This is a genomic window from Actinomadura rifamycini DSM 43936 (genome assembly GCF_000425065.1).
Lineage (GTDB): Bacteria > Actinomycetota > Actinomycetes > Streptosporangiales > Streptosporangiaceae > Spirillospora > Spirillospora rifamycini.
In genome coordinates this window covers 1-21,711 of the sequence record NZ_AULB01000025.1, presented here as the reverse complement: position 1 = coordinate 21,711, position 21,711 = coordinate 1, and the positions used below count along the sequence as shown (strand labels likewise).

Genomic DNA, 21,711 nt, shown 5'->3' with positions numbered 1-21,711 from the left:
GTAACGCCGGAACCGTGCCAATCCCGGGCCGGGATGCCATAGACTCTGAGCAGACCCCTCGCATGGCGTCACCCTGTGAACCTCCCCAGGGCCGGAAGGCAGCAAGGATAAGCAGGCTCTGGCGGGTGTGCGGGGGGTCCTTTCGTTTCTGACGCTCTGCTCTTGAGGAGGGCGGACCCCCGATGAGTCTGGCTCTGTACCGCAAGTACCGGCCTGCGACGTTCGCCGAGCTCAAGGGGCAGGAGCACGTCGCCGAACCGCTGCAGCAGGCGCTGCGCAACGGCCGGATCAACCACGCGTACCTCTTCAGCGGCCCGCGCGGCTGCGGCAAGACGTCCAGTGCCCGCATCCTGGCCCGCTCCCTGAACTGCGAGAACGGCCCCACCCCGGACCCCTGCGGCAAGTGCGACTCGTGCGTCGCGCTCGGCCCGACCGGCACCGGGCACATCGACGTCATCGAGATCGACGCCGCCTCCCACGGCGGTGTGGACGACGCCCGCGACCTCCGCGAACGCGCCTTCTTCGCGCCCGTCTCCGCGCGCTTCAAGGTCTACATCATCGACGAGGCGCACATGGTGACCCGCGAGGGCTTCAACGCGCTGCTGAAACTCGTCGAGGAACCGCCGCCGCACCTGAAGTTCGTGTTCGCGACCACCGAGCCGGAGAAGGTCATCGGGACGATCCGGTCCCGGACGCACCACTACCCGTTCCGGCTGATCCCGCCCGGCACCCTCACCGAGCTCGTCGAGGAGATCCTCGAGTCGGAGAACGTCCCGTACGAGGCGTCCGCGCTGCCGCTGGCGGTGCGCGCCGGCGCCGGGTCCGCCCGCGACACCCTGTCGATCCTCGACCAGCTGCTCGCCGGATCGGACGAGAACGGCATCACCTACGCGCGGGCCGTCTCCCTCCTCGGCTACACCGACTCGACGCTGCTCGACGAGGTCATCGGCGCGTTCGCGGCCCGGGACGGCGCCGCCGTCTTCGCCGCGATCGACCGGGTCATCGAGAGCGGCCAGGACCCCCGCCGGTTCGCCGCCGACCTGCTCGAACGGCTCCGCGACCTGGTCATCCTGTCGAACGTCCCGGAGGCGGCCGGGTCCGGGCTGCTGAACGCGCCGCCGGACGAACTGGAGCAGATGCGCAAGCAGGCGTCCTCGCTCGGCCCCGGGGAGCTGACGCGGGCCGCCGACCTGCTGCACACCGGACTGACGGAGATGCGCGGCGCGACGTCCCCGCGGCTGCTGCTGGAGCTCATCGCGGCGCGGATCCTGCTGCCGGGCGCGTACGAGGACGAGGCGTCGATGTTCGCACGCCTCGACCGGTTGGAGCGCCAGGCGTCCCAGGGCGGTTTCGGCGGCGGTGGCGCCGGGGGCGCGGGCGTCGGCGGCGGTGCCGGTGGCGCGTTCGGGGGTGGCGGTGCCGGGGGCGGGGCTGGGGGGCTTGGGCAACCGGCCCCTGTACAGCCCCCGCCCGCCCAGGGGGGCGACCCCACTTCCAGTGTCAACCGCCCCACCCCACCCGCGCCCGCAGAATCGCGCCCTGTGGATAACTCCCGCACCGCGCAAGCCGCTCCGCCCCCGGACGGCCGCCCCACCGCGGGCCACGACCAGCGCCCCCCCGCCCAGCCGCACGCCGCCCAGGCCCAGCAGCCCCACGGGCAGGCACCCGCCCAGGCCCCCTCCGCTCCCACCCCCGCGCCCCAAGCGGCTCCCCAAGCCCCCGCCCCCGCCCCCGCCCCGGCGGCGGCCGACGGCGGCCCGGACCTCTCGACGATCCAGCGGTACTGGCCCGACGTCGTCGAGGCCGTCAAGCAGAAGAGCCGCGCCACCTGGATGGTCATCATGGCCGGGGTCCATCCGGTCGGGCTGGACGGCAAGGTCCTCACCCTCGGCTTCGACGCCGACGGACGGCGCCTCGGCTTCGTGAACGGGGGTCGCGACGTCGTCGTCCGCGAGGTCCTCAAGGAGCGGATGGGCGTCGACTGGCGGATCGAGACCGTCGTCGGCAACTCGGCGCCCCCGGCGGGCGGCGGCGGACGCCCCGGCGGCGGGTCGCCCGGACCGTCCGGCTTCGGCGGCCCGGGCGGCGGCCGCCCCACCGGAGGCTTCGGCACGGCCCCCGGCCACACCCCCGCCTCAGCCCCCGCCCCGGCTGCCCCTGCGCAGACTCCGCCGCGACCCGCCCCCGACCCGTCCGCCCCCGCCCCCGCGCCCGCCCAGGGACGCGGACCGGGCGCGGGACCGGGACCGGGACCGGGCGGGGGAGCGGGCGCGCCCGTCCACCACCCGGGTCCGCCGCCCCCGCCGCCGGACGAGCCCCCGCCGCCGCCCGAGCCCGCCCCCATGGACGAGAGCGACGAGGTGGACCCCGAGGGCGACGCCGACGCGGACGGGCTCGAGGCGGAGATGAGCGGGATGGCGCTCATCCAGCGGGAGCTCGGCGGACAGATCATCAAAGAGATCGACAACTCCTGACCGGAGCCGCGCGCCCGATCGGGACCGGCGCACCGCCGTCCGCACTTACCGCCGCGCGCCGCGACCCCGTAGTCTCGGGGGACGGACGTCCGGTGGTCGGCGGGGTCACCAGAGAGAAGGCCCTCACGAGGGGCCGGAAGAAGGAGTGCACCGTGGAACCCGGTGGTTTGAACATCCAGGAACTGCTCCAGCAGGCGCAGGCCATGCAGGAGCAGCTCTTCACCGCGCAGCGCGAGCTGTCGGAGGCCGAGGTCAAGGGCACCGCGGGCGGCGGCCTGGTCACGGCGACCGTCAACGGCGCCGGTGAGATCACCGGCCTGACGATCGACCCGAAGGCCGTCGACCCCGACGACCCGGCCGACACCGCGGAGACGATCGCCGACCTGGTGCTCGCCGCGATCCGCGACGCCGGCCGGGAGGCCCGCGAGCTGCAGCAGGAGAAGATGGGCCCGCTCGCGCAGGGCCTCGGCGGCGGGGGCGGCATGCCCGGCATGCCGGGACTCGGCGGTGAGGGCGGCGGCCTGCCCGGCGGCTTCCCCGGCCTCGGCGGCGGCGGCCGCTGACGCCTCCCCGCCAGCCTCCCCGCCAGCCTCTCCGCCAGGCTGCTCCCCGGCGACGTCCCCGGCGGCGTCCCTGACGCCTCCCCGGCGCCGCACGTCCACCAGAACCCGAACGGAAGGAAAGGTCCGTTGTACGAAGGGGTCGTTCAGAACCTCATCGACGAACTGGGCAGGCTGCCCGGCGTCGGCCCCAAGAGCGCGCAGCGGATCGCCTTCCACCTCCTGGCCGCCGATCCGGCCGACGTGGACCGCCTCGGCAAGGCGCTCAAGGAGGTCAAGGACAAGGTCCGCTTCTGCAAGACCTGCGGGAACGTCGCCGAGGAAGAGGAATGCCGGATCTGCCGCGACGCCCGGCGGGACCCCCACGTCATCTGCGTGGTCGAGGAGTCCAAGGACGTCGTCGCCATCGAGAAGACCCGGGAGTTCCGCGGCCGCTACCACGTGCTCGGCGGCGCCATCAGCCCGATCGAGGGCGTCGGCCCGGACGACCTGCGCATCCGCGAGCTGATGCAGCGGCTCGCGGACGGCACCGTCACCGAGCTGATCCTCGCCACCGACCCGAACCTGGAGGGTGAGGCGACCGCGACCTACCTCGCGCGGCTCGTCAAGTCCATGGGCCTGAAAGTCACCCGGCTGGCCAGCGGCCTGCCGGTCGGGGGCGATCTGGAATACGCCGACGAGGTGACGCTTGGCCGCGCATTCGAAGGACGGAGGCTGCTCGATGTCTGACACCAACAGCCCGCAGGAGTGGACGGCCCTTGCCGAACGGGTCGCCAAGCACGTCGAGAACTACCTCAACGGCCTGGAAGCCGTCGCGCGCGGCGACGGCGGCACCCAGACGGTGTCGCTGCTCCTGCTGGAGGTGTCGCAGATCATTCTGGCCGGCGCGCAGCTCGGCGCCAGCGCGGACGTGATCCTGCCCGACAACTGGGAGCCCGAGATGGGGGACGACCCCGATCTCGACGCCGTCCGGACGGGCCTCGCCGAACGCCTCGTCACCGTCGACGAGTACGTCGAGGTGTTCGACCCGTACAAGGACACCGAGCCGACCGCGTACCGGCTCTCCGACGACCTCGTGGACGTCGCCAGCGACCTCGTCCACGGGCTGCGCCACTACCGGCAGGACCGCCCCCTCGAGGCGCTGTGGTGGTGGCAGTACTCGTACTTCAACCACTGGGGCAACCACGCGGGCGCCGCGCTCCGCGCCCTCCACGCCGTCGTCGCGAACGTCCGCCTCAACGTGTCCGAGGAGATCGCCGGAGAGGTCGCCGCCGCCGCCGAAGAGGTCGCCGCCGCCCAGTAGCGGTCAGAGCTCCCGCGCCGGTTCGTCCAGCCGCAACCGGTCCCCCTCGGGCGTGACCGCGAGCCCGAAGCGCTCCACGCCCGGACGGTCGCGGCGGACCATGGCGTGCGGGGAGGTTCCCGAGCAATGCTCGCGGGGCCGGGCCCCGAAGGGTGCAGCAACGGGAGAGGGCAGATCACGGTTCCGGCGAACGGGACGACCGTCTCGTCCGCGCCGGTCTGCCTTCGCACCACCGCCGGGCAGGAGCCCGCGACGGTGCGTTTCCACCTCTTCATCGGAGAAGGAAGCGGCAGGGGACAGACGGCCGTGGAGATTCCGCTCACCGGGGACGGGCGTCGGCGGTAGGGCTTCGCGGGCGCGGGCGCGGGCGCGGGTGCCTGGGCTCGGGGGCGGCGCCGTGCGTTCGGACGGTCGTCGACTGACCGCGCGGCGTTCCGGGCCGTAGGGTGGCAGGCGTGACCGAGACGAAGGCGGTGAAGTCCGAGCAGACCCGCGCGCTGATCGTCCAGACGGCGCTGCGGCTCTTCCGGGAGCGCGGGTACGAGGCGACGACCATGCGCGCGATCGCCAAGGAGGCGGGCGTCTCGGTCGGGAACGCCTACTACTACTTCGGCTCCAAGGAAGAGCTGATCCAGGCGTACTACGACGAGTTGCAGGACGAGCACGTCGCCGCGTGCCGGGCCGTGCTGGAGGCGGAGACGGAGTTCGCGGCGCGGCTGCTGGGCGTGCTGCGGGCGCGCGTCGACACGATGGTGCCGTACCACCAGTTCGCCGGGAAGTTCTTCAAGTTCGCGGCGGAGCCGACGAGCCCGCTGAATCCGTTCAGCGCGGAGTCGGGGCCGGCGCGCGACTCGGCGGTCGCGATCTACCGCGAGGTGGTCGACGGCTCCGATCTGAAGGTCGACAAGGAGTTCCGGAAGGAACTGCCGGAGCTGCTGTGGCTGTACTCGATGGGCATCGTCCTCTACTGGGTGCACGACAGCTCACCGGGCTGCCGCAAGACGTACCTGCTCGTCGAGCGGACCGTGCCGCTGGTCAACCGGATGGTGGCGATGTCCCGAATTCCCGGGTTCAAGTCGGTCACCCGGGAACTCGTGGACATCATCCGCGATGTTCGGGCCTGACCGTCACGTATACGTGATGTCCCAGTGGTCGCTTTCGCGGGCGTACAGCCCGCCTTCGGGTGACCGGTACAGCTTCGACCCGTCGCCGCGGACGCCTTCGCGGTCGTAGCCCTCGATCTCCCGGTCGACGCACGGGGTCGGCGCGATGTCGATCTTGTAGCCGTTGTAGTGGCTGTGGCGGCCGGGGGCGTGGCCGCGCTCGGTGCCGCCGGTGACGACGATCCGGCAGCCGCTCTTGTCCGCGAAGCGCAGCAGCCCGTCGAGGGTCGTCCAGCGCAGCCCGTCGAAGGACGTGCACGTCGGCTTCTCGCGGTCGGAGCAGTTCCCGGTCGACCGCCACTCGATGTCCCGCGACCGCAGGACGTCGGTGACGAACGCGTGGTCGAGGTGCATCGTCTTCGACGGCGGCGCCAGGCCGCCCGGCTTCCCCGGGCGGGCGGCCGGCTTCCGGGCGGCGGGCGCCCTCCTGCTCGCCTCCGCGGCCTCGGCGGGACGCCCGTTCCGTGCGGGCGGGGCGTCCTGTGCGGGCGCCTGCAGGATTTCGACCATCGAGCTGGTCGCCCCGGCGTCCGGCTCGGTGCCGGGACCGGTGTTCGGGAAGACGGGCGCCGCCGGGCGGCCCATGGGCAGCGGCGCGGCGTCGGTGGGCACCGGAGGCCCGTCCGCCGGAGCGGCGGCCGCGGCCGCGGACGTCGTCACGATGATCGCCGTGGCGGCGAGCAGGGTGCCCGCGCCGAGGGCGAGCAGGCGCGGCACGGGGCGGCGGAGGTCGAAGCGCCCGGGTTTTCGCCGGTCGGCGGCGCGGAGCGGTCCGGCCGGCTCCGGTGCGCGGGCGTGCGGGTGCGGGTCGTGCGGCGGCCGTGTCATGCGATCCCCCCGATCAGCGATGTGGAGCGCTGCGCCGCCGCGTCGGACGGCGGCGCCGGGGGGCCATCAGTCACACTGCGTATATCAAAAGTGACTGACTGTGCTCGTTGGTGGCCGACGGAGGGATGCCCCACCATCTGATCGTGTAAACGCGGGGTCGTGCGGATGATCCGCACGACCCCGCGTCAGATCACGACATACCGAGATGTTTCCGGGCGAAGTCGATTTCGGCGGCCATCTGGGTGATGCGTTCCTCGACGACGAGCGAGCCGTGCCCGGCGTCGTACCGGTACACCTCGTGCGGCAGGCCCAGCTCCGCGAGCCGCGCGAGGTAGTTGTCGATCTGCCGGATCGGGCAGCGCGGGTCGTTCTCCCCGGCGAGGACCAGCACCGGCGCCCGCACCCGCTCCACGTACGTGATCGGGGACGACTCACGGTACCGCTCCGGGACCTCCGCGGGCGACCCGCCGAACAGCGACCGGTCGAACGCCTGGAGGCCCTCCATCTCGTCCTCGTACGCCGCGACGTAGTCGGCGACCGGCACGGCCGCGACGCCGACGCTCCAGTCGTCCGGCTGCGTGCCGATGCCGAGCAGCGTCAGGAACCCGCCCCACGACCCGCCGGTCAGGACGAGCCGGTCCGGATCGGCGAGCCCGGACGCCACCGCCCAGTCGCGGACGGCCTTGATGTCCTCCAGCTCGGTGAGCCCGACCCGTCCCTCGATCGCGTCCCGCCACTCCGACCCGTAGCCGGTCGAGCCCCGGTAGTTGACCCGGACGACCGCGAACCCGTGGTCGACCCAGGCCGCGGCGGACGGGACGAACGAGTCGTCGTCCTGCGCGGTCGGGCCGCCGTGGACGTCGAACACCGTCGGGTACGGGCCGGCCGAACCGTCGCCGGGCTTGCTGACCAGCGCGTGGATCCGGCCGCCGGGGCCGTCCACCCACGCGTCCTCGACCGGGACCGACGGCGGCGCGGCCGGCCCGGGCGGCGTCAGCACGACCGCCCCGGACGTCGACCGGATCACCGGGGGCTCCGCGGCCGACGACCACGAGAACTCGACCGTCCCGTCCGGGCGGACGTCCGCGCCGCCGATCACGCCGCGCGGCGTCTCGATCCGCGTGAGCGCGCCCGTGCCGAGGTCGTAGCGGTACAGCTCGTCGCGCGCCTCGTGGGAGTGCGACACCAGCAGCGCCGACCCGTCCGGGTACCAGTCCGCGCCGATCTCGCCGGGCAGGTCGAGGACGATCTCCTGCTCGGTGCCCGCGACCGGGTCCCAGACGAGCATCTCGTCGCGGCCCCGCCGCTCATGGTTCACCAGCAGCCGCGCGTCCCCCGCGACCGGCGCGAACCCGGCGCCGTAGACGCCCTTGCCGGGCCCGTCCCACAGGTCCGCGACCGTCGACCCGTCCGGGCGGACGACGCGCAGCGCCATGTGGCGGCTGTCGCCGTGCTCGCTGTGCCCGATCGCGATCAGCGCCTCGTCCCGCGACAGCGCCGCGACGTGCGCGTCCTCCGCGTGGTGGTACAGCACCTCGGGTTCCGCGCCCGGACGGCACAGGTGGATCGTGTTGCCCGCCTCCGTGGTGCGGCCGACGACGGCGAGGCCGCTCGCGCCCAGGGACAGCCCCGCCGGGTACGACGGCTCCAGCCCCGGGACGGCCGGGACGCTCTCCGCGCCGTCCTCCGCGTCGAACGCGACGCGCTTCCACACGCCGAACTCGTCGCCGTCGGTGTCGGCGAACCACCACACCCACGCGCCGGACGGGTCGACGCCGCCCGTCCACGTCCCGTTCGGCCGGTCGGTGACCTGCCGCCGCGCGCCGGTCGCCCGGTCCCACGTGTAGATCTCCCACGTGCCGGTCACGTTCGACCGGTAGACGCTGCGGTCGGGCGCGTCACGCGCCCATCGGGGCAGGCTGATCCGGGCGGCGCGGAACCGCGCCTTCCAGCGCTCTTCGTCGACCATGCCCCCAGTATGGCCGCCCCGGGCCAGGACGGGCGCCGGTGCGGGCCCGGGCGCGCGGGTGCGCGCGTCCGGGGGCCGGGTCAGGGGGCGAGGGGGCCGAGCAGCCGGTCGATGGCCGCGCGCACCTGCCGGTCCATCGCCGCCGCGAAGCCCGCCTCCACGGTGACCTGGGCGCCCGGCCGCAGCCGCGCCAGCGTGTCGGTCAGCTCGCCGAGGTCCTGCTCCTCCAGCCGGCCCACGACGTGCGTGGCGATGAGGTCGACGAACATCGCGGCGAGGGCGTCCATGCTCTGCTGCAGCTCGCGCCCGGCCGACAGGACCGCCTCCAGCGGCACCCCGGCCCGGACGAGCGTCACCGTGGCGTCGAGCTGGCGGCGGCTCCAGTGCGTCACGCGGTCGCCGTCGATCTCGATGAGGCCCAGGTCGAGGGCGCGCCGCACGGACGCGGCGCCGACCTCCTCGTCGGGGAACAGCGCGGCCAGCTCGTCCATCGTCATCGTGACCGGCACCTCGGTCGACCACGGCGTCGTGACCGCTTTCTCGACGCCGAGCACGGTCTCGATGTCGCGGCCCTGCTCCCACGCCGCCAGCAGCTCCCGGATGCCCTCCAGGGTGTGGCCGCGCTCCAGCAGGTTGGCGATCATGCGCAGCCGGGCGAGGTGCTCCTCCGAGTACAGCCCGATGCGGCCCTCGCGGCGCGGCGGCGGCAGCAGCCTGCGCTCCTGGTAGTAGCGCAGCGTGCGGACCGGGACGCCCGCGGCCTCCGCGAGCTCCCCGATCCGGTACTCGCGTCCGTCCGGTTCCGTCACGGGCTCATCGCTCACAGGCGTCAGCATAGTTCGGCGGCGGGCACCGGGCCCGCCCGCGCGCCGGAACGGTCACCGCCCGGCGCACGTCTGAGTGTCGCGCCCGCCGTCCCGGAGGGCTCGGAATGGAAAGGCAAGGATGATGAGCAGAAGAGTCGCCCTCACGATGGCCGTGGTCGTCGCGGCGTTCGGCCTGACGGCGTGCGGCGGGGGCGGGGACCGGTGGTGCGAGCACGACGCCACCGACCGGCGGGTGAGCGACAGCCACTGCGAGAAGAACGAGCCCGGCTACGAGTGGGAGTCGGACGGCGACTCGAAGAGCAAAAAGAAGAAGAAGACGCGCCACTGAGGCGCGCCCGTGCGGCGGGGCCGCGCGTCCGCCGCGCCCCCGGCGTCGCGGGGCGCACGGACGCCGGGGGCCGGGCGGACGTCAGGGGGCGCGGCGGACGGCCATGACCCTGCGCCGTCGCCGCCTGCGGCGTTCGTCCTCGCCGCGCGGGGGCGTGCCGGGGTCGGTGGCGAGCAGGTCGCGGAGGCCGCGCGGGACGATGTCCTCGCGGCGGTCGGCGAACGGTGAGCGCGTCGGCTTCATGTCCCTCTCCTCTCCCTTCGCGGCCGGACCACCCGGACGGGCGGCCGGTTCATGCGCACGTCGGTTCGCGGGGCGTCCCACGGGACGTCCCACGGGACGTCCCGCGGGCCGTGTCCCGGGGCGCGGAGGGGCGGCCGTAGGCGCGGGCCACCGCGGCGATCGCCCAGCGCATCCGCGCGAGGTAGGCGTCGGGGTGGTCGCCGGCCTCCTGCGCGATCTCCGCGAGGCAGGCGCTCCGGTCACCGCCGCACGCGCCGAGGCGGGCGCGGACGGCCCCGCGGACCTGCTCGGCGGACGGACGGTCGGACTCCTGCAGCGCGGAGCCGTACAGGAGCCGTGCGAGTTCGGTGGTGTTCATCGAGGTGAGGATCGAGGTGTCGGACATCGTCGCCTTCTTCCTGCGGCCCGGTCCCTTCTCCGGTCCGCGTCCCTGCCGCCGTCGCCGACTCTGCCGCCGTTACCGACTCTGCCCGTTCGGCGGACTCATCGCCATCCGGGAAAACACCCTCAAAAGGGATGCGGCTCACCCGTACGCGGCCCGTGGACGGGGTTCGGGGTACTTGGGAGGCCCGGGAGTCCCGGCGTGTCGCGGGACTCGTCAGGGGGCCGGAAGGTCGCCTCGGCGATGGAGGGACGTGATGTTCCGTGGTGATAAACGGATGTTGTGCATCCGAGCTTAGCCGCCGGATGCAAATCCTTTGAGGGTGCTTTGGGGATGCTCGTGCGGAGGCCGTTCCCGCAGGGGGCGGGCGAGGGCCTCGCACCACGCGCGGACGGCCGGGTGCGCGCCGCTCCCCCGGCGCGTCGCGGCGAACAGGCGCCGGACGTGCCGCCCCCGCGGCAGCCGCGCGACCGGGACGGTCGGGGCGGCGCCCGTCCACACCAGGTCGGGGAGCAGGGCGGCGGCGTGCCCGCGCTCGACGAGCCGCAGGTGCAGCAGCAGGTCGGTCGACTCGTAGCGGACGTCCGGCTCGAACCCGGCGTCCCGGCACAGCCGGGTCGCCCAGCGCCGCGACGCCGTCCCCGCGGGCTCCATCACCCACGGGAGGCCGGCCGCCGCCGCCGGGGCCGCCTCCCCGTCGATGCCTCCGTTGGCGGATCCGGCGGGGAGGGCGAGCCGCATCTCGTCCCGCCCCAGCTCCGCGTACTCGATGCCGTCGGGGCGCGGTATCGGCTCGTCCGGGTACTCCTCGGTGACGGCGACGTCGAAGTCGCGGGCGAGCAGCGCGGGCAGGGCGCTCTCCGGCTCGCACTGGGTGACCTCGACGCGCAGCCGCGGGTGGGCGGCGCCGAGCCGGCCGAGCGCGTCCGGGACGAGCGCCAGCGCGGCGGTCTGGAACGCGGCGACGCGCAGCGTCCCGGTGAGGCCCTCGAGCGACGCCGCGAGGTCGGCCTCCGCGCGTTCGAGCCGCTCCAGCACCGCCTCGGTGTGCGCGACGAGGATCTCGGCCTGCGGGGTGAGCCGCACCCGGCGCCCGACCGGTTCGAGCAGCCGCACCCCCGCCTCCCGCTCCAGCACCGAGAGCTGCTGGGAGACCGTCGACGGGCTGTACGCGAGCGCCTCGGCGACGGCGGCGAGCGTCCCGCGGTGCTTCAGTTCGCGCAGCAGCCGCAGCCGGTGCAGGTCCAGCATCCCCGCCCTCCGATCGTTCGGTTCTGCTGATGATTATCGCTCGGAAACATGCGCTGGACCGATCGAACGACGCTGCGCAAGCCTGAACGTATGACGACGATGACCCGAACCTCCTGGTACGTCCGCCCCCGGTCCGCCGCCCGGGACCGGCCGTCCGGACCGCCGCCCGCTCCCCGCGCCGCCGTCGCCGCCTTCCACCGGACGCTGCCCGGCTACGCGCCGACCCCGCTGGTCGAACTCCCGGCGCTCGCCGCCGAACTGGGCGTCCGCCGGCTGTTCGTGAAGGACGAGTCGTCCCGGCTGGGCCTGCCCGCGTTCAAGATGCTCGGCGCGTCGTGGGGCGCCTTCCGGGCCGTGTCCGAGCACTGCGGCGTCGTGGAGCCGACGCTCGAACGGCTGCGTGCGCGCGTGCGCGGCGGACGTCCGGTCGAGCTGGTCACGGCGACGGAGGGCAACCACGGACGGGCGGTCGCCGCGATGGCGCGGCTGCTCGGCGCGCGCGCCCGCGTCTACCTGCCGGACGGCGTCCACCGCGCGGCGGTCGCGGCGATCGAGGGCGAGGGCGCGCGCGTCACGCGGGTCGCGGGGTCCTACGAGGAGGCGGTCCGGCTCGCCGCGGAGGCCGCGTCGGCCCCGGACGCCCTGCTCGTCCAGGACACGTCCGTGCCCGGCCACGAGCAGGTGCCGCAGTGGATCGTGGACGGGTACTCCACGCTTTTCACCGAGATCGACGACGAGCTGCGCGCGCGCGGGGCCGAGCCGCCGGGCCTCGTCGCCGTCCCGGTGGGGGTGGGGTCGCTGGCCCAGGCCGCCGTCGCGCACTACCGGACGGGCGGGGCGTCCCCCGTGCTGCTGACGGTCGAGCCGGACGCGGCGCCCTGCCTGCTCGCGAGCCTCGCCGCCGGACGGTTCACGACGATCGGCACGCGGGCGACGATCATGTCCGGGCTGCACTGCGCGGCGCCGTCCGCGCTCGCCTGGCCGCACCTGCGGGACGGCGTCGACGCGGCCGTGTCGGTGTCCGACGCGGCCGCGGCCCGCGCCGCCCGCGACCTCGCGGCGCTCGGCGTCCCCGCCGGGCCGTGCGGCGCCGCGTCCCTGGCGGGCGTCCGCGCCGCGCTCGCCCCCGGCCGCCGCGCGGACCTCCCGGACGGCCGCGACCGGACGGTCGTGCTGCTCGCGACGGAGGGGGCCTCCGCGAACCCGGCGGTCGCCGCCGGCGCCCGGCCCTGACCCGGGGGACATATCTCCGGAATCGGGGTGAAATCAGGGGGGACAGGCGTTCTACGCGTCGGTAACATGCCACTACTCGCGGGTACGGCACCACCGCGAACCACCGACCCGTGCGGAGGTGACCGATGCGGACCATCGCGGCACCCGTGGCCGACCGCCTCAACGACCGCCTCGACGAGATCGCCGCCGAGGTCGCCGGCGACATCACCGTCCGCGTCCCCGCCTACGCCCACCTGCCCGACAAGGTCGTCGCCCGCGCCCTGCGCGACGCCCTCGCCGTCTACGCGGGCGCCCACGGCAAAGCCGCCGCCCTCGACTGGTTCCGCCGCCTCGGCGCCCGCTCCGCCCGCGCCGGCCAGGACGTCCGCCAGCTCGAGTCCGCGCTCCGCACGGGCGCCCGCATCCTCGTCCGCGAGATGGCCGGTGCCGCCGCGCGGCTCTACCCGCCCAACGACGAGTTCGTCGCCGTCATGGAACGCGCCTTCACCGGCGAAGCCGAGATCATCGACGCGGCCCTCACCGCGCACCGCATCGCGTACGCGGCCGACGGCCGCCCCTGACGCGGAAGGGGCGGCCGCCGGAACCCGTCACCGCGCGCCGCTCCGGCGGGCCGTCACCCCTCCCCGAAATGGTGGACGGCCCGCTCGTTCGGCACGCAGTGCGTCATCTTCAGATCCCCGACGTCCCGCGACCCGTTCTTGCCGAGGTTCGCGCGGCGCCGCTCGTCCTCGTCCGTCAGCGTCTGCCCCGGCAGCGGGTCCAGGTGCGCGACGGCGTCCGGCCCGATTCCGAGCCCCTCGCCGACCCGGAGGCCCAGATCGTCCTCCGCCAGCAGGAAGTGCCACACCATCCGCTCCTGGATCGGCCGCTCGCACTGCGACAGCTGCCCCACGAACGTCTCGACCAGCGAGTCCCGCTCCCAGTCCTCCATCAGCAGGTACCGCTGCCCGGCCTGCACGTAGTCGTTCGTCCGCGGGATCCGCTTGCGCGTCACCCGGCCGACGATCTCCGGGCCCTCGTCGTCCGACGTCGGGTACTGCGCCTCCCGCAGGCCCCCCGTGATGGACGGCTCGTAGTTCACGTGCGGGTTGTCGCCGGAGCCGTCGACGTAGTAGGCCATCTGGCCGTCCCGCTGGTTCGTCCGCACGGTGGCGCTCTTGGCCCGGTTGACCGGAAGCTGCAGGTAGTTCGGGCCCACCCGGAACCGCTGGGTGTCGCTGTAGGAGAACGTGCGCCCCACCAGCATCTTGTCGTCGGAGAAGTCGAGCCCGTCCACCAGGACGCCCGTCCCGAACGAGATCTGCTCGTTCTCCGCGAAGTTGTCCTTCACGTTCTCGTTCAGCACCATCCGCCCGACCGGCTGCGGCGGGAACTCGTTCTCCGGCCACACCTTCGTGTCGTCCAGCGGGTCGAAGTCGAGCTCCGGGTGCTCGTGGTCGTCCATCATCTGCACGACGAGCTCCCACTCCGGGAAGTCGCCCCGGTCGATCGCCTCGTGCAGGTCCCGCGTCGCGTGCCCCAGGTCGCTCGCCTGCACGGCGGCGGCGTCCGCCTCCGTCATGCTCCGGACGCCCTGCTTCGGCATCCAGTGGTACTTGACCAGCTTGGTCTCCCCGGCCTGGTTCACCCACTTGTAGGTGTTCACCCCGAACCCCTGCATGTGCCGGTAGTCGGAAGGGATCCCCCGCGGGCTGAACAGGTTCACGAGCATGTGCAGCGCCTCCGGCGTCTGCGACATGAAGTCGAAGATCCGGTTCGGCTCCTGCCGGAACGTCACCGGGTCCGGCTTCAGCGCATGGATGACGTCCGGGAACTTGATCGCGTCCCGGATGAAGAACACCGCCAGGTTGTTCCCCACCAGGTCCCAGTTGCCGTCCTCGGTGTAGAACTTCACCGCGAAGCCCCGCGGGTCGCGCGCCGTCTCCGCCGAGTCGCGGCCGCCGATGACCGTCGAGAACCGGATCGCCAGCGGCGTCCGCTTCCCCTCCTCCTGGAACAGCTTCGCGCGCGTGTAGTTCGCGATCGGCTCGTCGCCCCACCGGCCGTACGCCTCGAAGTACCCGAACGCCGTCACGCCGCGCGCGTGCACGACCCGCTCCGGCACCCGCTCCCGGTCGAAGTGGCTGATCTTCTCCAGGAACTGGTAGTTCTCCAGCGTCGCCGGGCCCCGCGCCCCGACCGTCCGCTGGTTCTGGTTGTCGTAGACCGGATGGCCCTGCCGGTTGGTCAGCACCTCCCGCTCGTCACCCGGTTGCGACCCCCTGCTCGAAACGTCGGTCACGACGCCCCTCTCCTCTCGCTGCGCGACGGTCCCCTCAGGGCCGCCGTACCCGGAGCGACACAGGGAAAAGTCACGCGCGGTGCTGTTTCAGTAAACGCCCGACCGCAGACGGTGAGCAGTTCACGGGCTGCGGAGAAGGTTCAGGCTGGTGAACATCTCCTGGCACCAGGCCAGCGCGGTCTCCGCCGTCTCCCACTGCGGGTCGCCCGGCGAGAGGTAAGGCAGGACGTACGGGTCGGGGACCCCGTCGGGCAGATCGTCCGGAAGGCAGGTGTACGGCGCACGCCCGTATTCGTGGTCGCGCATGCGCCTCGCCACGGGGCGCGGGGCGCTGTCGTAGACCGCGAACCACAGGCGCCGCAGCATCGCCGGGTGCGCCATCACGAACATCAGCCGCCCCATGTCCAGCGGCTCCGCCGCCGACACCACCCGCGCCACCCCCGCGTACCGCTCGCCCGCCCCCACGTGCGCGCAGAAACCCGACCAGACCTCCACGCTGTGCCCCGCCGCGATGATCGTCGAGCACAGCGCGGCCAGCGCCACCCCCCGGTTGCGCACCGCCGCGTGCGGGGTCGTGTGGACGTACCCGGCCGGGACGAGGAACGCCACCACGCGGCCCCGCGTCGAGAGCCGCTGCGGCACCGCGTCCACCATGCACTCCGGCGTACCGCTCAGGTAGACGCCGACGTCCACCTCCCCGCCCGTCACGTCCCACGCGGGCGCGAGCGCCGTCGTCACCACCTCGTCCCGCACCCGTTCCCGCAGCTCGGCGACCTCGGCGTCCACCTCCGGCAGCACGGTCGCCCAGCCGTCCCTCGCCAGCCGCAGCGCCTCCTCCCAGGACGCGCCCGGCCACGTCCCCCGGTCGTGGCGGCCGCAGCCGTCCGGAATGCTGTCGGGTTCGCGCGCCCGGTCCACGAACTCCTGCCACGACCACATCGGCTCCAGCGCGTGCACCGTCTCGCCGACCCCGCTCACAGCCCGAGCGCCGAACGGTGCGCCGCCGACATCCCCCGGACGACCCGCCACCGCATCGCCTGCTCGACGCTCGCCCCCGCCTGCAGCAGCCGCGCCGCGTCGATGCAGGCCCGCGGCGAGAACATCACCGGGAGCCGCTTCTCCTCGGCCGCCGCCCGCAGCCGCCGCACCTCCGCGAGCACCCCGCGGGCGTCGTCCGTCCGGTCCGGGGCGTGCGCGAGCGCCACGCGCTCCTCGAGCTCCTCGTCGACCGGGACGTCCACGACCGCGAACCGGTCGAGCGTCGCCGCGTCGAGCGCCTGCCGGCCCACGTACCGCCGGTCGCCGCCCGTCCCATACGTGTTCGCCGTCGCGACCAGCCGGAAGTCCGGGTGGGCCCGCACCATGCCGTCGGCGAACGCGCACGACCGGATGGACAGCGCCTGGTTCAGCTCGGCGAGCAGCCCCGGATGGCCGCTGTCCAGCTCGTCGAGCAGCATCAGCCCGCCGTGCTCGAACGCCCGCCGGAACGGGGTGCCGTGGTAGTTCCCGTGCGCGTCGTAGTAGCCGAAGATCTTGCTCATCGGCGTCGTCGGCCCCAGCGACAGCGCGTGGAACTCCTGCCCGAACGCCTCCGCGGCCTGCTGCGCCATCATCGACTTCCCCGTCCCCGCCGGACCCACCAGCAGCACGTGGCACCCCGCCCCCAGCGCCAGCACCAGGTCGGGGAACACCGCGTGCGTGTGCCCGCCGACCCGGACGGCCTCCGCCGCGGCGCCCACCCGCACCTCCACCACGGGCGGCACCGCCTCCGCGGCGGCCTCGGCCACGGCCCGCGCCGCCTCGCCGCGCGCGAACTCCCCGACCGTCCGGGCCAGCTCGGTCCGCGACTCCTCCAGCGCCTCCCACGCGTCCCCGAGCTCCTCCTCCACCGCCGCGAGCGCCCGCTTCAGCGTCTCCGCCGACGCCGACTCGGCCACCTTCTCCGCGGTGCGCGCCGCGACCTCCTCGGCCGCCCCCTCCGCGGACCGCACGATCACCTCGGCCTCCGCGACGCGCTCCCCCGCCACCGCCCGCGCGACCCGCTCGGCCACCCGCCGCGCCGCCGCCCCCATCGTCTCCTCGGCGTACGCCGTCCGCGCGAACGCGTCCGCGTGGTGCATGACCGTGTCGAACGCGACCGCCCCCGCGATCCGGCGGACCTCCGCCCGTGAACTCTTCCGCATGCCCGAAGTATCGGCCGCCGCCCCCGGGACCCCTCCCGCCGGACGAACGGGTGAGGCCCGCGCCGTCGCCGGCGCGGGCCTCGTTCGGACGAAACGGTCCCGGGCTTCTACACCCGGACGTCCGGGGAAGCGTTGCCCGAACGGCCTTCGGGCCCCCGCTCCAGCCGCTTCAGCCGGCCCCGGCCGGGATCGGGCGCCGGCCCACTCCCGCCGCTGGCCGGCGGACCGCCGGCGTTGCCCGGACTCGGCTGCCCGCCGCCCCCGGACGGAGGCGCGGACGGCGCCGGGGCGGACCCGGACGGCGCGCCACCGGACGGCGGCCCCGACGGCCCGCGGCCGCCGCCCTCGTGCAGCATGTTGCCCTCGCGCCGCTGCGAGGAGCCGTCACGCTCGTCCTCGTCCCGGTTCCCGTAGCGCGGCGCGTCGTCGCTCCGCCACCCCTCGTGGGGCATGCGGCCGCCCGACCCGGCACCGTGCCGCAGCTCCCGGCCGTACTGCCGCACCCCCGTCCGCGGCGGACGGTCGTCACGGGACTCCGCACCCGGCGCGGGCTCCCCTTCCGGCGCGACCACGGTCGGCTTCGGATCGCGGAGCAGCAGGGTCTGGTCGAGGCCCACGCCCTCCTTCCCCACCGGCGCCCGGTACACCGCCGGATCGGGCAGCCGCTCGATCTCCTCCGGCGTCAGCGGCGGAGCCTCCGGCTCCTCGATCCGCTGCACGAACAGATCGGGGTACATCGCCTTGACGCGATCGAGCAGCTCCCGGCTCAGCTCGCCGGACTTGAACCTGTGGTCGCCGAACCCCCAGGTCACCTGCGACCACCAGTCGCGGTTCCGCTCGTTGTACTCGTCCACGAACTCCTTGGCCGCGCCCCTGTCGGTGGCGAACTCCTCGGCCAGCTCGTCCGCCCTCGTCCTGGCTTCCTCGGCCCGCTGGAACCCGTAGTTGAGCGAGATGACCTGCGCGTTCATCGCCATCCCGCTCATCGCCATGCCGTAGCCCCCGGTCATGCCCTGGAACCGGGCCGACGGCGGAACCCCGACGACCGGCGGCCGTCCCGCCCCCGGCGGAAGCTTCACCGGAGGCACCTGACCGGGCTGCGTCTCCGGACCCGCCGGAGGCACCACACCCCCGGGCGAGGACCCCGGCACCGACGGACGACCCGCCCCACCGGGCGGCGTCCCGGGTCCGGTCGGCGTGCCGGGTCCGGTCGGCGGCGCGACCGGACCGCCCGACGCCCCGGGAACCCCGCGCGCCGGCCAGCTCCGCCCGGGCGGCACCGGGTCCGCCGCCCCACCGGACGGCGCGGGCGCCACGGGCTTGGGCCCCGTGGACGGCCCCGGCCGCGTCGGCGGGAGACCCCCACCGTCACCACCGGTCCCACGCGGCCCGCTCGGCCCGTTCCCCCCGAAGCGGGGCCCGGACCCATCGTCCCCACCCCGCGGCGCGCTCGCGCCCGGCGCGGCACGTCCGGCGCCGCCCGCACGGAGACTCGGCCAGGCACCCTGGCGATTGCCGCGCCCGGGAATGGGCCCGGTACGCGGGTTGGCGGCCGGCGCGGTGCGTCCGGCGCGCAGGCTGGGCCAGGTGCCCTGTCGCCCGCCTCGCCCAGGAATGGGCCCGGTGCGCTGGGTGCCGGCCGGTTCGGTTCGTCCGGCGCTGGGCCCCGTGCGGGGGGCTGTGGCCGGCGCGGTGCGTCCGGTTCCCGGTCCGGTGCGCAGGCTGGGCCAGGTGCCCTGCTGCCTGCCGCGCCCGGGAATGGGCCCGGTACGCCGGTTGGCGACCGGTGCGGTGCGTCCAGTGCCGGGGCCAGTGCGCGGGGCCGCGGCTGGCGCGGTGCGTCCGGTGCCCGGTCCGGTGCGGAGGCTGGGCCAGGTGCCCTGTCGGCCGCCGCGTCCGGGGATGGGCCCGGTGCGCTGGGTGCCGGCCGGCGCGGTGCGTCCGGTGCTGGGTCCGGTGCGTGGGGCCGCGGCCGGTGCGGTGGGTCCGGTGCGGAGGCTGGGCCAGGTGCCCTGCTGCCTGCCCCGTCCGGGGATCGGCCCGGTGCGCGGAGCCGTGCCGCCGGTCCGTCCGGACGACTGCCCGGTGCGTCCGGACGACGGCTGCTGCTGGGTGCGTCCGGACGGCTTGGGGGACAGGGACCGGTCGCCCTCGCCCGGGCGCCAGCCTGCCCCGCGCGCCCAGGACTCGTCGTCGAGCTGCTCGGCGGCGAGCACGGCGCTCCACCGGGCATGGCGCGCCATGACCAGGTCGTCGGAGACGAGCCCGCGGGTCAGCGGGTTGCGGGTGTTGGCGCGCTTCGCCTCGAGTCGTTCGAGACGCTGCTGCGTCCCCACCAGGTCCTTGCGGACCGCCTGCACGTGCTTCTGGCGCGCCTTGACGAGGGCCTGGTTGGCCTTGGCCAGACGCCGGTAGGCGCGCTGAGTGCCGGCCCCTTGGCTACGTGCGCGCTCGACGGCCTGGGCGGCGCGTTCCGCCCGCTTCTCGGCCCTCGTAAGCGCCTGCGCGCGGTGCTCCCGCAGGTACGGCTCGAGGAAGTCCCCGACCGGCTGCACGAAGCGAAGCGGCGTAACGGGGTTGTCGAAGGGGTTGGTGCCGTCCGCGAGTATCGGCCCACCGCTGTACACGGCCCGCTGGGCCAGGGGGTCGATGGCCTCGCCCGCGGCGGCGGTCCGCCCCCACAGCACCCGCATCGTGCGCGGACTCGTCATGATCCAGGGCTCGGGATGGAACGGCCCGCGCCCGACGGGTCCGAGGCGTCCGCGCCACCCGGAGGTGGTGCGCCGCTCGGGCGCCGTGCGGTCCTCCTCGCCGTCCCGTCCCACCGGTCCGGAGGCCGGCGGCACGCTCTCGGGGAGGTCCGGGGCATCGGACGAACCGGGACCGTCCGCGCCCGGGACGCCCGGGGCCGGGTCCGGTCCGGGCTTGGCCGGGGTGTCCTCGGGCCGCTCCGGGTTCGGGGTCCGCCCGGGCTCGTCCTGGTCGCCGGCGCCGTCCGGGCCGTCCGCACCGCCGAACTGGACGGGCCGGTCCGGTGCGTTCGAGGACGGGCGCGGCTCCGCGTCCCGCGGCCGGGTCTGCGGCACCCGGTACTGCTCCTGGGCCCGCTCGATCCGCTCGCGCAGCCGCCGCTGCTGCTCCTCGAGGCGCTGCGCGAAGGGGTTGTCCGACGCGCTCGGGGACGACGCCGCGTGCACGAGCCTCGGGGGCGCGGGCCCCTCCGCCGCGTGCGCGGCGTCCGCCGCCAGCACGTCGTGGGCCAAGGCACCGAGGACGGTGAAGAGGAATCCCCCGCCCAGGGTCAAGCCCACTCGTATCGGTCTGATCATGCTCGCCAGCCCATCCGTCCGGCGAGGCGTCCGGCAACCCTTCCGGGGCGTCCGGACACCTCCCGGACACTTCCCGGACACCCCAGGGACGCCCGCGCGCGCGAGGCCCGCGCCGGTCGGCGCGGGCCTCGCTCAGACGGAACGCGGGTCAGACACGGACGGACGCGTCACCGGACGGCCCGCCGTCGTCCTCGGGCCCCCGCTCCAGCCGGTGCAACCGCTCCGGTGCGGGCGCGGGAGCCGGACCGCCGCCACCCGACGGCGCACCCCCGCCACCGGACGCCGGAGGGCTCGCGGCCGGCGGCGGGCTCGACGGCCCCTGGGCGGGCGGCGGGCCGCCGTCCCCGCCGCGGCCGCCGCCGTCCCGCGCGTCGAGGCGCTCCTGCTCCTTCTCGGCCTCGCGCTCCCGCCGCTCCTCCTTCTCCTCGCGGCGCTCGTCCATCCGGTCCATGAGCCGCTGGTGCCGCTCGAGACCGGACTCGCCCTTCTCCTCCCGCTCCGGACCGGACTCCCCGGACGGCGCGGGCGCCCGGCGCGGCTCGTCCCGGAGCAGCAGGTCCAGGTTCTCGCCTTCCTCCCCGACCTTGTAGCGGTAGACCGCCTCGGTCGTGCGGGTGTCGGCCTCGTCCCTGGGGGTCATCACACCGAACCTGGTCCGGTCGTCGTCCGGTGCGGGCGGCGACGTCTGCTGCGGCGCCGGGGGATTCAGCACCTCCTCCACGAGCTCCCGCAACTCGGGCACGAAGTAGTCTTCCGGGAACCGCTCCGAGTCGGCACCGAAGAACTGGCTGAAGTCCCGCGTGCGGCGCTCGACCCACGAAAGGTCCTGGTACCGGTCGTACTCGTCCGCGAACTGCCGCGCGAACTCCGGGTCCTCGGTGATCTTCTGGGCCACCCAGTTCAGTTTCGGGGCGAGCAACCTCCCGTACAGCCCCTCCAGCCCGATGGTGGCGACCTCGGCGGCGATGTTGCGCCCCCGCAGCGGCGACTTGCCCGTGATGCCGGGGGCCTTGTCGGGCGTGAACGTCGGCGCCTGCGGCTTCGGCTGCCGCGGCTGCTGCGGAGGGCGGTCCGGCATGGGCGGTTCCCGCTTGACGGTCGGCCCGGTCTCGTCCCACTCGGGGACCGGCCCCGGCCTGGGGTTTCCGAGCGGCGGCCGGTCCGGCGCGGGCGCAGCCGGCCCCGAGGGCCGCCCCGGCCCCGCCTGCGGCCCGGCAGGCGCGGGCAGGGTCCGCACCGGCCCGCCGGGCACGGGTGCGGGCAGCGTCCGCACCGGCCCGCCGGACCCGGGCCGCGGTGCGGCCGGACGCACCGGCTCGCCGCCGCCGAGTTCGTCCCCCACCCCACGAGCCACACC

General features: G+C 74.8%; 19 protein-coding genes and 1 other RNA gene. 9 read left to right on the top strand and 11 right to left on the bottom strand.

Features of this window, described 5'->3' with window-relative positions:
• Nucleotides 1-49: 49 nt before the first annotated feature.
• The 6 genes from ffs to H505_RS0123360 all read left to right on the top strand — a co-directional run bounded on the left by ffs (nt 50) and on the right by H505_RS0123360 (nt 5,461).
• Nucleotides 50-145: signal recognition particle sRNA small type (gene ffs / locus H505_RS48565), an RNA gene on the top strand.
• Nucleotides 146-182: 37 nt separating this feature from the next.
• Nucleotides 183-2,474, top strand: a complete 2,292-nt coding sequence (locus H505_RS0123390; RefSeq protein WP_026403914.1) for a DNA polymerase III subunit gamma and tau — start codon at nt 183-185, stop codon at nt 2,472-2,474.
• A 152-nt stretch (nt 2,475-2,626) separates the two neighbouring features.
• Nucleotides 2,627-3,037, top strand: coding sequence for a YbaB/EbfC family nucleoid-associated protein (locus tag H505_RS0123385; protein ID WP_026403913.1), 411 nt, complete (start codon nt 2,627-2,629; stop codon nt 3,035-3,037).
• A 126-nt stretch (nt 3,038-3,163) separates the two neighbouring features.
• Nucleotides 3,164-3,763 carry a recombination mediator RecR gene (gene recR / locus H505_RS0123380; protein ID WP_026403912.1) on the top strand — a complete coding sequence of 200 codons (600 nt, stop codon included), beginning with the start codon at nt 3,164-3,166 and terminating at the stop codon, nt 3,761-3,763.
• Nucleotides 3,756-4,337 carry a DUF5063 domain-containing protein gene (locus tag H505_RS43915; RefSeq protein ID WP_051301081.1) on the top strand — a complete coding sequence of 194 codons (582 nt, stop codon included), beginning with the start codon at nt 3,756-3,758 and terminating at the stop codon, nt 4,335-4,337. Before recR ends, H505_RS43915 begins: the two co-directional genes overlap by 8 nt.
• A gap of 455 nt (nt 4,338-4,792) precedes the next feature.
• Entirely contained in the window at nt 4,793-5,461 is a 669-nt protein-coding gene (locus H505_RS0123360; RefSeq protein ID WP_026403910.1) for a TetR/AcrR family transcriptional regulator, read from the top strand.
• Between the two features lie 3 nt (nt 5,462-5,464).
• On the opposite strand, the gene H505_RS49200 is transcribed toward H505_RS0123360, so the two are convergent.
• The 3 genes from H505_RS49200 to H505_RS0123345 all read right to left on the bottom strand — a co-directional run bounded on the left by H505_RS49200 (nt 5,465) and on the right by H505_RS0123345 (nt 9,121).
• Nucleotides 5,465-6,328 carry a hypothetical protein gene (locus tag H505_RS49200; RefSeq protein ID WP_084550690.1) on the bottom strand — a complete coding sequence of 288 codons (864 nt, stop codon included), beginning with the start codon at nt 6,326-6,328 and terminating at the stop codon, nt 5,465-5,467.
• 190 nt (nt 6,329-6,518) lie between these two features.
• Nucleotides 6,519-8,297 (bottom strand): S9 family peptidase, encoded by a 1,779-nt coding sequence (locus tag H505_RS0123350; RefSeq protein WP_026403908.1) that lies wholly within the window; start codon nt 8,295-8,297, stop codon nt 6,519-6,521.
• A gap of 80 nt (nt 8,298-8,377) precedes the next feature.
• Nucleotides 8,378-9,121 (bottom strand): MerR family transcriptional regulator, encoded by a 744-nt coding sequence (locus H505_RS0123345; protein ID WP_245592613.1) that lies wholly within the window; start codon nt 9,119-9,121, stop codon nt 8,378-8,380.
• A 121-nt stretch (nt 9,122-9,242) separates the two neighbouring features.
• On the opposite strand from H505_RS0123345, the gene H505_RS0123340 reads away from it, so the two are divergent.
• Nucleotides 9,243-9,452, top strand: a complete 210-nt coding sequence (locus H505_RS0123340) for a hypothetical protein (RefSeq protein WP_026403906.1) — start codon at nt 9,243-9,245, stop codon at nt 9,450-9,452.
• Between the two features lie 81 nt (nt 9,453-9,533).
• On the opposite strand, the gene H505_RS50025 is transcribed toward H505_RS0123340, so the two are convergent.
• From H505_RS50025 to H505_RS43905, 3 genes are all read right to left on the bottom strand, one after another.
• The gene (locus tag H505_RS50025) at nt 9,534-9,695 is read right to left on the bottom strand and encodes a hypothetical protein (protein ID WP_157433101.1); all 162 of its coding nucleotides are present in this window, start codon (nt 9,693-9,695) and stop codon (nt 9,534-9,536) included.
• A 49-nt stretch (nt 9,696-9,744) separates the two neighbouring features.
• Entirely contained in the window at nt 9,745-10,080 is a 336-nt protein-coding gene (locus H505_RS43910) for a hypothetical protein (protein ID WP_051301080.1), read from the bottom strand.
• 291 nt (nt 10,081-10,371) lie between these two features.
• Nucleotides 10,372-11,328: a LysR family transcriptional regulator gene (locus H505_RS43905; RefSeq protein ID WP_084550687.1), complete on the bottom strand. Its 957-nt coding sequence runs from the start codon at nt 11,326-11,328 to the stop codon at nt 10,372-10,374.
• 90 nt (nt 11,329-11,418) lie between these two features.
• Between H505_RS43905 and H505_RS0123320 the strand changes: the two genes are divergently transcribed.
• On the top strand, nt 11,419-12,561 hold the full coding sequence (locus tag H505_RS0123320) for a diaminopropionate ammonia-lyase (RefSeq protein WP_026403905.1): 1,143 nt from the start codon (nt 11,419-11,421) through the stop codon (nt 12,559-12,561).
• Between the two features lie 125 nt (nt 12,562-12,686).
• On the top strand, nt 12,687-13,121 hold the full coding sequence (locus H505_RS0123315; protein WP_026403904.1) for a PucR-like N-terminal domain-containing protein: 435 nt from the start codon (nt 12,687-12,689) through the stop codon (nt 13,119-13,121).
• A 53-nt stretch (nt 13,122-13,174) separates the two neighbouring features.
• On the opposite strand, the gene H505_RS0123310 is transcribed toward H505_RS0123315, so the two are convergent.
• The 5 genes from H505_RS0123310 to H505_RS50020 all read right to left on the bottom strand — a co-directional run bounded on the left by H505_RS0123310 (nt 13,175) and on the right by H505_RS50020 (nt 21,432).
• On the bottom strand, nt 13,175-14,842 hold the full coding sequence (locus tag H505_RS0123310; RefSeq protein ID WP_026403903.1) for a catalase: 1,668 nt from the start codon (nt 14,840-14,842) through the stop codon (nt 13,175-13,177).
• 120 nt (nt 14,843-14,962) lie between these two features.
• Nucleotides 14,963-15,820 (bottom strand): DUF7192 family protein, encoded by an 858-nt coding sequence (locus H505_RS0123305; protein WP_026403902.1) that lies wholly within the window; start codon nt 15,818-15,820, stop codon nt 14,963-14,965.
• Nucleotides 15,817-17,025: an AAA family ATPase gene (locus tag H505_RS0123300; RefSeq protein ID WP_034519547.1), complete on the bottom strand. Its 1,209-nt coding sequence runs from the start codon at nt 17,023-17,025 to the stop codon at nt 15,817-15,819. The genes H505_RS0123305 and H505_RS0123300 overlap by 4 nt, the downstream gene beginning before the upstream one ends.
• A gap of 107 nt (nt 17,026-17,132) precedes the next feature.
• Complete coding sequence (locus H505_RS48025; protein WP_157433100.1) at nt 17,133-20,336, bottom strand: hypothetical protein; 3,204 nt, start codon at nt 20,334-20,336, stop codon at nt 17,133-17,135.
• Nucleotides 20,337-20,502: 166 nt separating this feature from the next.
• The gene (locus H505_RS50020; protein WP_157433099.1) at nt 20,503-21,432 is read right to left on the bottom strand and encodes a hypothetical protein; all 930 of its coding nucleotides are present in this window, start codon (nt 21,430-21,432) and stop codon (nt 20,503-20,505) included.
• Between the last annotated feature and the right edge of the window lie 279 nt (nt 21,433-21,711).